At 47.5% G+C, this 11,967-nt stretch carries 10 protein-coding genes; all 10 read right to left on the reverse strand.

The window, feature by feature from the left end:
• Positions 1 to 56: 56 nt before the first annotated feature.
• Positions 57 to 950, reverse strand: a complete 894-nt coding sequence (locus H740_RS07105) for a Gfo/Idh/MocA family protein (protein ID WP_002952778.1) — start codon at positions 948 to 950, stop codon at positions 57 to 59.
• Positions 943 to 2,028, reverse strand: coding sequence for a DegT/DnrJ/EryC1/StrS family aminotransferase (locus H740_RS07110; protein WP_034957642.1), 1,086 nt, complete (start codon positions 2,026 to 2,028; stop codon positions 943 to 945). The genes H740_RS07105 and H740_RS07110 overlap by 8 nt, the downstream gene beginning before the upstream one ends.
• A gap of 8 nt (positions 2,029 to 2,036) precedes the next feature.
• A complete protein-coding gene (locus H740_RS07115; protein WP_002952780.1) occupies positions 2,037 to 2,705 on the reverse strand; it encodes a 3-methyladenine DNA glycosylase in 669 nt (222 codons plus the stop codon).
• 135 nt (positions 2,706 to 2,840) lie between these two features.
• Positions 2,841 to 3,656, reverse strand: coding sequence for a TIGR00282 family metallophosphoesterase (locus tag H740_RS07120; RefSeq protein ID WP_002952781.1), 816 nt, complete (start codon positions 3,654 to 3,656; stop codon positions 2,841 to 2,843).
• On the reverse strand, positions 3,656 to 4,417 hold the full coding sequence (locus H740_RS07125) for an ATP-binding protein (RefSeq protein ID WP_002952782.1): 762 nt from the start codon (positions 4,415 to 4,417) through the stop codon (positions 3,656 to 3,658). The genes H740_RS07120 and H740_RS07125 overlap by 1 nt, the downstream gene beginning before the upstream one ends.
• Positions 4,414 to 7,371 carry a helicase-related protein gene (locus H740_RS07130; protein WP_002952783.1) on the reverse strand — a complete coding sequence of 986 codons (2,958 nt, stop codon included), beginning with the start codon at positions 7,369 to 7,371 and terminating at the stop codon, positions 4,414 to 4,416. Before H740_RS07130 ends, H740_RS07125 begins: the two co-directional genes overlap by 4 nt.
• A complete protein-coding gene (locus H740_RS07135) occupies positions 7,361 to 8,512 on the reverse strand; it encodes a folylpolyglutamate synthase/dihydrofolate synthase family protein (protein WP_002952784.1) in 1,152 nt (383 codons plus the stop codon). Before H740_RS07135 ends, H740_RS07130 begins: the two co-directional genes overlap by 11 nt.
• Positions 8,513 to 8,516: 4 nt before the next feature.
• Positions 8,517 to 10,064, reverse strand: a complete 1,548-nt coding sequence (locus tag H740_RS07140; RefSeq protein WP_002952785.1) for a GGDEF domain-containing protein — start codon at positions 10,062 to 10,064, stop codon at positions 8,517 to 8,519.
• Positions 10,054 to 10,587 (reverse strand): putative periplasmic lipoprotein, encoded by a 534-nt coding sequence (locus H740_RS07145; RefSeq protein ID WP_002952788.1) that lies wholly within the window; start codon positions 10,585 to 10,587, stop codon positions 10,054 to 10,056. The genes H740_RS07140 and H740_RS07145 overlap by 11 nt, the downstream gene beginning before the upstream one ends.
• 3 nt (positions 10,588 to 10,590) lie before the next feature.
• A partial coding sequence (locus tag H740_RS07150; RefSeq protein ID WP_002952791.1) for a class I tRNA ligase family protein occupies positions 10,591 to 11,967 on the reverse strand: 1,377 nt, incomplete at its 5' end.

The raw sequence follows: 11,967 nt of genomic DNA on the forward strand, positions 1-11,967 counted from the left end.
ATAAATATAAATAAAATATAAAAAAATAAATTTTCTTTTATATTTCAGCCTAAAATTTAGCTCGCACTCTCTATGATTTTTAGCGTTTTTAGGCTGTCCTTTATACTTGCTCCCGAGCTTTGCTCGCCGCTTAAAAGATGCACGAAGTCCTCTAGCTCGCTTGTTAGCGGATCGGTTCTTTTTACGAATATATTTTGCATTTTGCACGCGCTTGCGTCAAATTCGCTAAATTTAACAAGGCTCTGATTTAGTAAATCAGCCTCATAAACCGCCCCTTTGCACGCGACCTCGACCATTCTTTTGCGTCTGTGCGCTAGCCAGCTAGTAGCGATGAGAGCCGCTATCTCGCCCTCAAGCTCAAACGACAAAACCGCGTTGTCTTCAAATTTGGCGTGGATTTTGCGCGAGCTTTTTATATCCGCACTTTTTATCTCTTTATCGCTTAAAAATCTAATCAGATCTATATCGTGCACGGCTAGATCGGCCAGTATCCCCACGTCCGTGATTCGCTGCGGAAATGGCGCATTTCTAGTTATTTGCACGCTGTAAATTTCCTCGTTTGCTAGCTCTTTTTTTAGCGCCGTGATCGCGGGGTTAAAGCGCTCGACGTGCCCGACTGCTACTTTTATATTTCGCTTTTGCGCTTCCTCTAGTAAAATTTGAGCGTCCGCAGCATTTGCGCAAACTGGCTTTTCGATGAGCAAATTTAGTCCCTTTTGCATGCATTTTAGCGCCGTTTCTTTATGTAGCGAGGTCGGCGTAGCGATGACGGCAGCGTCTAAATTTTCGCTCTCTAGCATCTCGTCAAGATCAGCGTAAATTTTATGCGCGAAATTTTCCTTGCAAAACGGATCGCAAAGCGCTACTATCTGCACGCTCGCGACGTTTTGCAGCGCGCGGTAGTGGTTTTTACCCATGACGCCAAGACCTATGAGCGCAAATTTAAGCATTATTTATAACCTCGATGACGTAGTCTTGCTCCTCTTTGGTCACAAACGCAGACATCGGCAGAGCCATTATATCCTGCGCCACCGCCTCGCTCACGGCAAAATCACCCCGCTTGTAGCCAAGATCCTTAAATACCTCTTGCAAATGCAGCGGCACAGGGTAATAAACTCCCGTCGGCACGCCTTTTTGCGCGCAGACTTCTAGCATCCTGGCTCTATCTCTTACTCGGATGCAGTACTGCGCCCACGCCGAGACGTTACCCTCCGCGACAAAAGGCGCTACGACGCCCTTTAGCTCGCAAGAATACCGCGCCGCGATCTCTTGGCGTTTTGTGATTTCCGCGTCAAGGTACTTTAGCTTGACGTTTAAAATGCCCGCCTGGATGGCGTCGAGTCTGCCGTTTATGCCGACGTATTTGTGGATGTAGCGCTCGGACTGGCCGTGGTTTAGCAGGATGCGTATTTTTTCGTTTAGGGCGTCGTCGTCCGTAAATATCGCTCCGCCGTCGCCGTAGCAGCCAAGCGGCTTAGCCGGGAAAAACGAGGTCGTAGCGATGCGCGAGAGATTGCAGGACTTTACGCCGTTTTGGCTCGCGCCAAAGCTTTGCGCCGCATCCTCGATGACTGTTAGGCCGTACTTTTGCGCGATGGCGTTTATCGCCGCCATATCGGCTGCCTGGCCAAAAAGCGACACCGGCACGATAGCCTTGGTCTTTGGCGTGATCTTTGCCTCGATCAAATTTGGATCGATGTTATACGTCTTCTTGTCGATATCGACGAACACGGGCTTTGCGCCCAGAAACGCTATCATCTCGGCCGTAGCGATAAAGGTAAAAGGCGTCGTGATGACCTCGTCGCCGGGCTTTATATCAAGCGCCATAAAGGCTAATAGCAGCGCGTCCGTGCCGCTACTGCAAGCTATAGCATGCTTTGCGCCGCTAAATTTAGCCAGATTTTCCTCCAGCTCGCCGACCTTGCCGCCGATATAGACCGAGCTATCTAGCACCTCTTTGATCTGCTCGTCGATTTCGTTTTTGTATTTTTGATACTGGGCCTGTAAATTTATAAAATTTATCTTCATCTTTGCTCCTATTTTATGCATTTTAGTATCTCCTCGCCGGCGTCGTCTAGCTTTTTGCCGTTAAAGTGCGCCTTGCAAAACTCCACTATCTTGCCGTGAAATTTGGCATAAATTTCATTCATCTCTAGCTCGCGTTCGTAGGCTTTGCAAATTTGCTCGCTATCTACGGCCTCTAGCCATTCGCGCGCCTCTTCGTAGCTTTCAAACTCATACCCCAAAAAGCTCAAAATCCGCAATGCGTAGCTATCTACGACCATCACCTCGCGTCCGCACGCGTAGCAAAGCACCGCGTCGCAGCTCTCCGCGCCGATGCCTTTGACGCCAAGCAGCCACTCGCGGCTGACGTTTTCTTTGAAATTTTCAAAATCGCCGAATTTTTTAAAAATCGCATCACAAAGCGTTTTTAGGCGTTTTGCCTTTGTGTTATAAAAGCCGCTTGGTTTTATGAGCAAGGCTAGCTCGGCCGCGGGAGTTTTTACTATGCCCTCAAGGCTCATCAAATTTGCGTTTTTTAGATTATTTAGCGCTTTATCGGCGTTTTTCCAGTTGGTATTTTGTATCAAGACGGCACCGACCACGACCTCGAAAGTCCCGGCTCTCGGCCACCAAAGAGGGCCGTCCGCGTCAGCCTTTACGCCCGCGTTTTTTAGCGTCAAAAAAAGCTGCGTGCTATCCATGGTTTTTCCTTTTTTCTTTGTTTTTTAGCAAATTTAGCGTGTGGCTCTTGCTCAAATTTACCGCCCAAAACGCCGCCACACTTAAATTTGAGTAAAAGCCGTAGCTAGCCTTGCGCGGCTCAAATTTGCTCTCGTTTATATAAATTTAACTGCCCGCTGTACCAAAGGCTCGCCAACTCCGTCTATCACGCGGACCTTAAAGGCGTCCGTGCAGTGCCCGCCATCAAATTCAAACACGACCATTTGAAAGATTCGCCTGCATTTTTCATTTACCTTAAACGAGTGCTTAAGTCCCGTTAAAAAGCTCTTCACGGGCGCCTCCGCGTCCATGCCGATGACGCCGTCAAACGCCCCGCTAAGACCGACGTCGCTCACGTAGGCCGTGCCGTTTAAAATTTGAAGATCATCGGTGCCCACGTGCGTATGAGTGCCCGCTATCGCGCCTACTCGCCCGCAAAATAGCCTAAAAAACGCATTTTTCTCGCTCGTGGCCTCGGCGTGAAAGTCTATGAGGATATTTTCGCTCTCACACTCTTTTAATGCACGCTCGGCCTCCAAAAAAGCGTTGTTCGTATGCGGCAAGCCATAGTGCCCCATCAAATTTACCACGCTTAGGCTTTTGCCATCTTTGTTCAAATTTATCGCTCCGCGCCCGGCCGTGCCTGCGAAGTGGTTATACGGACGGATGATAGGCAGAGCGTCCATCAGCGCGACTACGTCTTTTTTATCAAAGCTATGGTTGCCGCCCGTGATCGCGTCGATACCGCAGTCCAGCAGCTCGTGCGCGTTGGTTGCGGTTAGACCAAAGCCTCCGCTTGCGTTTTCGGCGTTTGCGACGATAAAGTCAAGCTCAAACTCGCGCTTAAATTTGGGTAAATTTTGTATAACCGCGGTGCGTCCAGCGCGTCCGACGATGTCGCCGACAAATCCTACTCTAGTTAAATTTGCCATCAAATTTTATCTTTATAGCTTAGATAAAACTGTCTTGCGGTGCGTCCCGAGCGGCTCGCGCGAAGCTGGGCGTATTGTTTGGCTAGCTCGTGAAGCATGGCTCTATCGCCCACGAAATCTTTAAAATAAAAATCCACGATCTTTAGATAGTCCGCAAAACTGCCCTGATAAAAGCTGAGCCAAAGCCCGAATCTATCGCTAAGCGCGATCTTTTCCTCGACTGCGTCGCTATAGTGCAGCTCAGTCTCGCCGACCTTCGCGCCATCGTTGTCGCTTTTTAGTTCGCTGATCAGATGGCGGCGGTTTGATGTGGCGTAAACGAGCACGTTTTTAGGCGCCTTTTCGATCGAACCTTCAAGCACGGGTTTTAAAAATTTATAGCTCATATCTCCAGCCTCAAAGCTAAGATCGTCGCAAAAAACGATAAATTTAAAGCTGCTATCCCTGATCTCGTAAATGATCTCGGGTATCATCTCTAGCTCGTCGTTTTTTAGCTCGATTAACCGAAGGCCCTCGGGGTAAAATTTAGTAAAAACGGCCTTAACCAGGCTGCTTTTACCGCAGCCTCGCGCGCCCCAAAGTATCGCGTGATTAGCACCCTTGCCCTCTAAAAAATTTCGCGTATTTTCCACGAGCTCTTCTTTTTGCTTTTCGATCCCGATAAGCCCCTCAAGCTGTGTGAAATCAACGTCCGTTACGCCCTTTAAAGCGCCGAATTTTCGCCGATAAATCGCTGCGGCAGTCGTATTCCAGTCTATCATTTTTCCGCCCGTCCTTTATTTAGTTTTCTAAGATAGATCAAGATCTCCTCTATCACGTCGTCATCGTCTTTGCTCTTTGATCTTAGTCTCGTTTGTTCGCCGTTTTGCGCTGTTAGCACGATATTTTGCTCGGCGTTTGAGATAGCTTTAAAGCCCGCTTTTATAGCTAAAATTTTAATTATAATGAGGCTTAAAAACTGCTTGGTGTAGATGTCGGGCTTGCCGAATCTATCCTCGATCTCGCCCTCTATCTCGTAAACCTCGGCAACTTCTTTGCACTTGCTAAGCCGTCTATATAGCTCCAAGCGCAGCCTATCCTCGCCGATAAACTCCGAATTTAAAAACGCGTTTATGCTAAGCTTCAGGTCGATTTTCGCGCTCTCAAAGCTCTCTTTATTTAGTAGTTTATTTATCTCTTCTTCAAGCATCTTGATGTAGAGCGAGTAGCCGATCGCCTCGATATGGCCGCTTTGGGCTTCGCCGACGAGGTTGCCGCCGCCTCTGATCTCTAAATCGTGATAGGCTAGCACGCTGCCCGAGCCCAAAAACGAATTACTCTCAAGCGCGACTAGGCGTTTTAGAGCGTCTGCGCTTAGGGCGTTTTTGTCTTCGACCAGGAAGTAGCAATACGCCTGCTTGTCACTCCTACCGACGCGTCCGCGTAGCTGATGCAGGTCTGCGATACCGAATTTATTCGCGCTCTCGATGATGATAGTGTTTACGTTTGGCAGATGTATGCCGCTTTCTACGATGCTGGTGCTTAGCAACACGTCGTACTCGCCGTTTTCAAACTTCATCATCTCCTCTTCGGTCGTTTTAGCGTCGATCTTGGAGTGTAGCGTGAGGATGCGCAAATTTGGCATGATGTCTAAAATTTGCTTTTTTGCCGGAGGCATGGGGGCGATGTGGTTGTGGATATAAAAAATTTGCCCGCCGCGGCGCAGTTCGCGCATGATGGCCTCTTTTACCGCCTTTTCATCCCACTCGCGCACGCTGGTTCTCACGTCTAGGCGCGAGCTTGGCGGAGTTTGTAGCACGGAGTAGCCTTTGACGCTTGAAAGCGCCATATTTAGGCTGCGCGGTATCGGAGTCGCGCTCATAGATAGCACGTGCGAGGCGCTTGATATCTCTTTTAGCTTTTCCTTTTGCTTGACGCCGAATTTATGCTCCTCGTCGATGATGATGAGGCCTAAATTTGACGGCTTAACCGATAAAAGCGAGTGCGTACCCACGCAACCGCAAGGCTGTCCCGCCTCCAGCGCCTTAACCGCAGCCGCTTTTTCCTTTGCGCTCGTGAAACGGTCAAGCTTAAAGACGCTAACGTCAAATTTGCCCAGCCGCTCTTTTAGGCTTTTAAAATGCTGCGAGCTAAGAAGCGTCGTCGGCACAAAAAATAGCGCCTGAAAGCCCGATTTTGCGCATTTAAATATCGCATTCATCGCGACCTCTGTCTTGCCGAATCCCACGTCGCCGCTAAGCAGCCTATCCATCACCTTGCCGCTTTTTAGATCGTTTGCGATGTCGCTTGAGGCGCGCTCCTGATCCCTAGTGTAGGCAAAGCCCGCGTTTTGCAAGAAATTTAGATACTCCGCATCGTCTTTTTCGATGATTTCACCGTGGATTAGCTCGCGCTGCGCGGCTAGTGAAATAATCTTTGACGCGATTACGAAAAGCTTGGCTCTAACTTTTTCTTTTATCTTGGCAAAATTTGCCTTACCAAGGCGGTCTAAAACCGCGATACTGCCGCTACTTGCGACGTATCGGTCGATCAAATTTAGATGCTCGACGGGCAGTAGCAGCTTGTCCTCGTTTTGATAAACGATCACGACGAACTCGCGCGTCCTGCCTAGCACGGTTAGCTTTTCAAGCCCCGTAAATTTGCCGATGCCGTACTCCTCGTGCACGACGTAGTCGTCCGCCTTTAGCTCGTCGATGACTAGACTCGGTTTTTTGGCGCGCTTTTTCTTTTCAAATTTATTTAGCGAAACGATGATTTCGCGTGGTGAGACCAAATTTAATGCCGCTTCGGTTTGCACGAACTCTACGTTTTGATATTCGCTCAAATTTAATGCGTTAAAAAGACCTTCGTTGCGCGCTAAAACCTTGATTTTTTTATTTTTATTTAGCTCGAAAAAATCGGCGTTTAAAGTTACGCTTAAATCTTTATAAACTTTAGCCGCGGGCAATACGGGCAAATTTGCCACCTCGCCCAGATCGCGCTCAAAGCCGTCAAATTTTTTCGTTAAAACCGTTTTAAATTCGCGCGTATAGTCTATAAAGCCGTCTATCGCCCAAAATCCGAGCGTCTTTAGGTCGCTGATTAGCGCGTCCGTTTGCATATCTTTTATTTTTTCGGAGGTTTTTTCAAATTCAGCTTCACCCAGAGCCGCGATAAAAGGCGAAATTTCAACGCTTTTTAGCTCGGTTTTGTTTGAAATTTGCGTTTGCGTGCTGTAATGTCTGATGCTCTCTATCTCATCGTCAAAAAGCAAAATGCGGTTTGGCTCCTGCGCGCCGACGCAAAAAATATCGATGATCTCGCCGCGAACGCAAAACTCGCCCTCGCTCTCTACGATATCGACCGCTTCGTAGCCAAAGCGCAGTAGCTTTTCGGCTAGCTCTTTTGGATCGATTTTATCGCCGAAATTTAGAGTAAGCTTTTGTAGATGTTTTTTGCCCGGAAGTTTGTTTAGGACGGTGCAAACAGGGCTGATGAGGAGCTTTTTGCCCTCGAATTCGTAAAATTTGGCTAGCTCGGAGGATAGCTCAAAAAGCTCGGCGCTAAAGCTGCGCAGATCATCGCCCTCGCGCGCTCTAAAATCGGGCAATCTAAAAGCCCTAAGCCCGGCAAATTCCGCAGCGCTAAGAGCCGCGATAGACTCCTTGTCATCCTCGCAGACGAGTAGCTGCGCATCGCCTCCGTTTAAAAAATACTCAAAAACCTCACTTTGCACCGCGGTACCTTTTCAAGAAGGCTTCCACGAGGTAAAACGACCCAAACGCCAGATACTCCTCGTCCGCGCGCACGTCCGCAAAGTCGGCAAACTCCATATCAAGCTGGCGCAAGGCATCTTTCACCTGCGCCGTTGCTAGCTCGCGGCCGGGCGTCTCGTACTCGATGATGTAGGTTTTTTTAACGATCGGTTTGATCGCCTTTAGGACGGCTTTTATGTCCTTGTCGGCAAAGGCGTTAAAGATCAAATTTAGCTTTTTGCCCGCAAATCTTTTCACGAGAGCCTGCGCCGCCATCTCGTTGTGTCCAACGTCGATAGTAACGTTTGGCGCGATATTTTCGCAGCGTCCGCTAAGATCGAGCGCGCCTAAATTTGCTAAATTTAAGCTAAAGCCTAGCTCCTTAAACGCAGAAGAGCTAAGCGTCAAATTTGAACGCAAAAACTCGGGTAAGCCGAATTTATCCGCATAAATTTTAATCTCGTTTTTATCATCGTCGCTTAAATTTTGGGAGGCAAATTTGAGCGTCGCACCCTTTTTGGCAGCGATCTGCCTAGCGATACCTACGCAAAGCTCGCTCATCTCGTCGTTCATCAAAGCAGCGTCCGCCATCGCGTTAAATTTAGTCGTCGCGATCTGCTCTAACGTGTCGCCAAGCAGCGCCGTGTGGTCAAAACCGATCGGAGTAAAGAGGCTAAGGCGCTTGTCAAATACGTTCGTAGCGTCAAATTCTCCTCCAACGCCAGCCTCGCAGACGAAAAAGTCGCACCCCTCAAAAAGCGGAGCGCAAAGCAGCGTTGCATACTCGAAATACGAAAGTGAGCGCGCGATCTCGGGAGGTAAAATTTTAATCAGCCTCTCGTGAGCCGTCTCGAGCGCATCTGCGCTAGCTACGGCGCCGTTCATCCAAAATCTCTCTCGAAACTCGAAAATATGCGGGCTCGTATAGTGTCCGACACTATGGCCGCGAGCGAGCATCTGCGCCAAAAATCGCCCAGTGCTACCCTTGCCATTCGTGCCGATAAGATGGATGATTTTTGGTATTTTAAACGCGCCTTGTACAAATTTAAAGGCGCTTGGCATACGCGCGCGGTTGATTTCCTTATAAAAAAGGGGTTTGTTTTCTAAAAAATTATCTAACATTCATTTAGCATTCCGGCATGACCTTGTTTCTGCCGCCCTGCTTTGCCCGATAAAGCATCTTGTCGGCCTCTTCTATCGTCGCATTCGAGCCCGTACTTGCGCTTCTTATCGCTACGCCGCAGCTTGCCGTCACGTCTATGCGCTCGTTTTTATACATAAATTTAGAATTTTGCACTATTTCTCGCATCTTTTCGGCAAATTTGACTGCATCGGACAGAGAAATCTCGGGCAGTAAAATAACAAACTCTTCGCCGCCGTATCTACCGACGAAATCAGCCTGGCGGGAGTATTTTCTAAGCATCTTGCCTATGGTAGCCAAGACGACGTCGCCCGCTTCGTGCCCGTAAACGTCGTTTATGCGTTTAAAGTGGTCTATGTCAAAAAAGCAAACGCCGTAATCGTTGCCGTATCTGTTGTATTTTTGCTCCATTCGCTCGAGCTCTTCAACTAGCGCCTTTTTGGTTCCGGTTTTGGTTAAAAAGTCCTCTTTACTCTGAGATCTTGCGCTTTCTAGATCGGTCTCTAGCTTATTTACTCTTTCTTGAAGCTCTTTTATGGTCTTTTGATCGTTTACCATCTGCTCGCCCAGCTGTTTAACCTCGCCGTCAAGGGCGTCGGCGATGGTTAGCATCTTGTCCCTGATGCCTTCAAAGCTATCTTCGCGCAAATTTATCGAGCTTAGGTCGTCTTTGATGTACTGCATCGTGCTAGAGCTTTTTGACGAGCTACTGATTAGGCTTACGATTTGGTTATTTATGCCGTCTAAAACCTTATCGAGCACGCCGACTTTATTTAAAATTTCAGCCTTATCTAGCTCAATTCGCTTTTTAGTTAGCTCTTCTATTTTTTCTCTTGTTTGACCGTCTTCGAGCAGGCTCGGATCGCTTTTTAAAATTTTATTTATCTTTCTTACGTCGTCGCTGATTTTATCGGTGATAGAAGGCTCTAGCATCATAGCTATGAGCGGGATTATTTTTTCGTAAATTTGCGTGCTATCTAGCTCTTTTATGGTTGCATTATCAAGCTCTATGACGATAGATTGCAAATCGTCGAATTTTTTTATGCCGTATGAGCCAAGACGCTTTAAAAACGAATCGTCGTAATCGGTTAGAAAATCAAACCACTTGTCTTTTATCTTTTCTACCGTGGCTACGTCAAGCCTCCTGTTTAGCGCCTCTATGCTGCTTTCAGAGAGCTCTTTGGCATTTTTGTTGTGCAGGAGGGATATGCTTTGCAAAACCCTTTTATTCATTAGCAAAAGCGCGCTTACGAGCTTTGAGTTGTCTATTATGCTTGGCGAATTTAACCTAGAGGCCATAAACGCAAAAAGCTCGTCCACGTTTTTTACGTTTTTTTGCTTTAGCTGATCTTTAAAATCATCGTTTAGCCTTGCGACGTATTTTTCGAGCTTTTGGCACTCGGGCAAGGTAACGCCGTTTTTTTTCGCTATTTCGCAAAAAACCTCCGCGTAGTTATCTGGAGTAAACACGAGTCCGCGATCTTTTATCGCTTGTATGGCTTCTCTTATGATCTGATTTACGCTAATTGCCATTTTTTAGCCCCTTTACCGCAAGCACGGCGATATACTCGTCAAAAGCCTCTTGCGAAGCCTCTTTTATGGCGTTATACTTCTCGCTCTCGCTGATGACGCCGTCTGCAAATCTAGTATCTCTTACCTTTTGCGAAACGGTAAAGTCATGCTCGCCGGAAGTCGTCACCGATAGCATCTTGCCGCCTTTTAACTTAGTATCGAAATTTAGCGTTAGTATCGCTTTATACGACGTCACGTAGCCGTTTTCGTCGTATAACAACGCCTGGTAGTTGAGCGATTTGATCGAGACCGTTATCGTCGTAGGCTCGTTTTTATCGTAGCTCATGCGCTTGCCTAGCCTTGTTACGATACCCTCTAGCACGCTATCTTTGATCCAGACGCTATTTTTAGGCTCTTCTTTGCTTATTAGCACGTTTACGTAGACGCGGTCGCCCATTATGTCGTTCGTGATCTTTGAGACGGGCTTATAGCCGCATCCGACCAAGACGAAAGCCGCTAAAAATAGTAAAATTTTTATCTTCAAATTTTAGCCTTTTATTACGAAATTTACGAGCTTTCCATTCACGTAAATTTGTTTGATTATTTCTTTTCCTTCTAGCCATTTAGCCGCGCTTTGTCTAGCTAGAGCCAAAACCTCATCCTCGTTTGCGCTACTCGGTGCTTCAAATTCGCCGCGCCTTTTGCCGTTAACGGTGATAGCCAAATTTAAGCTATCTTTTTCAAAAACCTCGTCTAAAATTTCTATTTTCGTAAAATTCGCCCTACCAAATAACTGCTCGCTAAGCTCGTTTGCAACATGCGGTACGATAGGCTCTAGCAAATTTAAGATGATAAAAAAGGCTTCCGTCGTTACGTCCTGATTATCCTGCGCGTTTACCGCGTTTAGGGCCTCCATGCAGGCGGCGATTAGGGTGTTAAAGGTAAAATTTTCATCGTAAACGTCGTTTGATTTTTTAAGCGCCTCATAAACCTTCATACGCGCGTATTTTTCTTCTTTACTCAAATTTGCGTGCGCTATCTGCGGAATTTGCGTGCCTCTTTTTACGCCCGAGCTTCGTTCGTACAAGCGGTTTAAAAATCTAAACGCGCCCTCGACTGCGCTGTCGTTCCACTCAAGCTCTTTTTGCGGAGGAGCGGCAAATAGGATAAAAAGCCTCGCCGTATCGGCGCCGTATTTATGTATGATATCATCTGGATCAACCACGTTGCCCTTGCTTTTGCTCATTTTTTTGCCGTCTTTTAGTACCATGCCTTGAGTGAGTAGTCGCTCAAACGGCTCGTCGTCTCTGAGGTAGCCTAGATCTCGCAAAGCCTTTTGGAAAAATCTCGCGTAAAGCAGGTGCAAGATCGCATGCTCGATACCGCCGATGTACTGATCCACATTCATCCAATAATTCACGCTTTTTTCGTCAAATGCGCATTCCTGCCACGTTTTTTCGTCACTAGCGTATCTGGCGAAATACCAGCTACTCTCAAAAAACGTATCCATCGTATCGGTCTCGCGGATAGCCTCGCCGCCGCATTTTGGGCACTTTACGTGCTTCCAGCTCTCGTGTTTATCGAGCGGATTTCCCTCGCCTGTTATCTGCACGTCGTCAGGTAGCGTCACGGGCAAATTTTCGATCTTTTCAGGCACGACGCCACAGCACTTGCAGTGCACCATCGGTATCGGCGCGCCCCAGTAGCGCTGTCTAGAGATGCCCCAGTCGCGGATTTTAAAATTTACGACGCGTTTGCCGATCTTATCCGCTTCAAATTTTTCTATGATTTTTAGTTTTGCCTCTTCACTGCCAAGACCGTTTATGAGCGGCGAATTTACAGATATTCCGTATTCTGTTAGCGCCTTGCCGCCCTCAAATTCGCCCTGCACAGGCTTAACCACCCACTTTATCGGCAGGGCAAA

This window comes from Campylobacter showae CC57C, from assembly GCF_000344295.2.
GTDB lineage: Bacteria > Campylobacterota > Campylobacteria > Campylobacterales > Campylobacteraceae > Campylobacter_A > Campylobacter_A showae_B.

Coding starts and splice junctions, on each gene's coding strand:
- H740_RS07105 (WP_002952778.1), bottom strand. CDS start 950: ATGCTTAAATTTGCGCTCATAGGTCTTGGCGTCATGGGTAAAAACCAC.
- H740_RS07110 (WP_034957642.1), bottom strand. CDS start 2,028: ATGAAGATAAATTTTATAAATTTACAGGCCCAGTATCAAAAATACAAA.
- H740_RS07115 (WP_002952780.1), bottom strand. CDS start 2,705: ATGGATAGCACGCAGCTTTTTTTGACGCTAAAAAACGCGGGCGTAAAG.
- H740_RS07120 (WP_002952781.1), bottom strand. CDS start 3,656: ATGGCAAATTTAACTAGAGTAGGATTTGTCGGCGACATCGTCGGACGC.
- H740_RS07125 (WP_002952782.1), bottom strand. CDS start 4,417: ATGATAGACTGGAATACGACTGCCGCAGCGATTTATCGGCGAAAATTC.
- H740_RS07135 (WP_002952784.1), bottom strand. CDS start 8,512: ATGTTAGATAATTTTTTAGAAAACAAACCCCTTTTTTATAAGGAAATC.
- H740_RS07140 (WP_002952785.1), bottom strand. CDS start 10,064: ATGGCAATTAGCGTAAATCAGATCATAAGAGAAGCCATACAAGCGATA.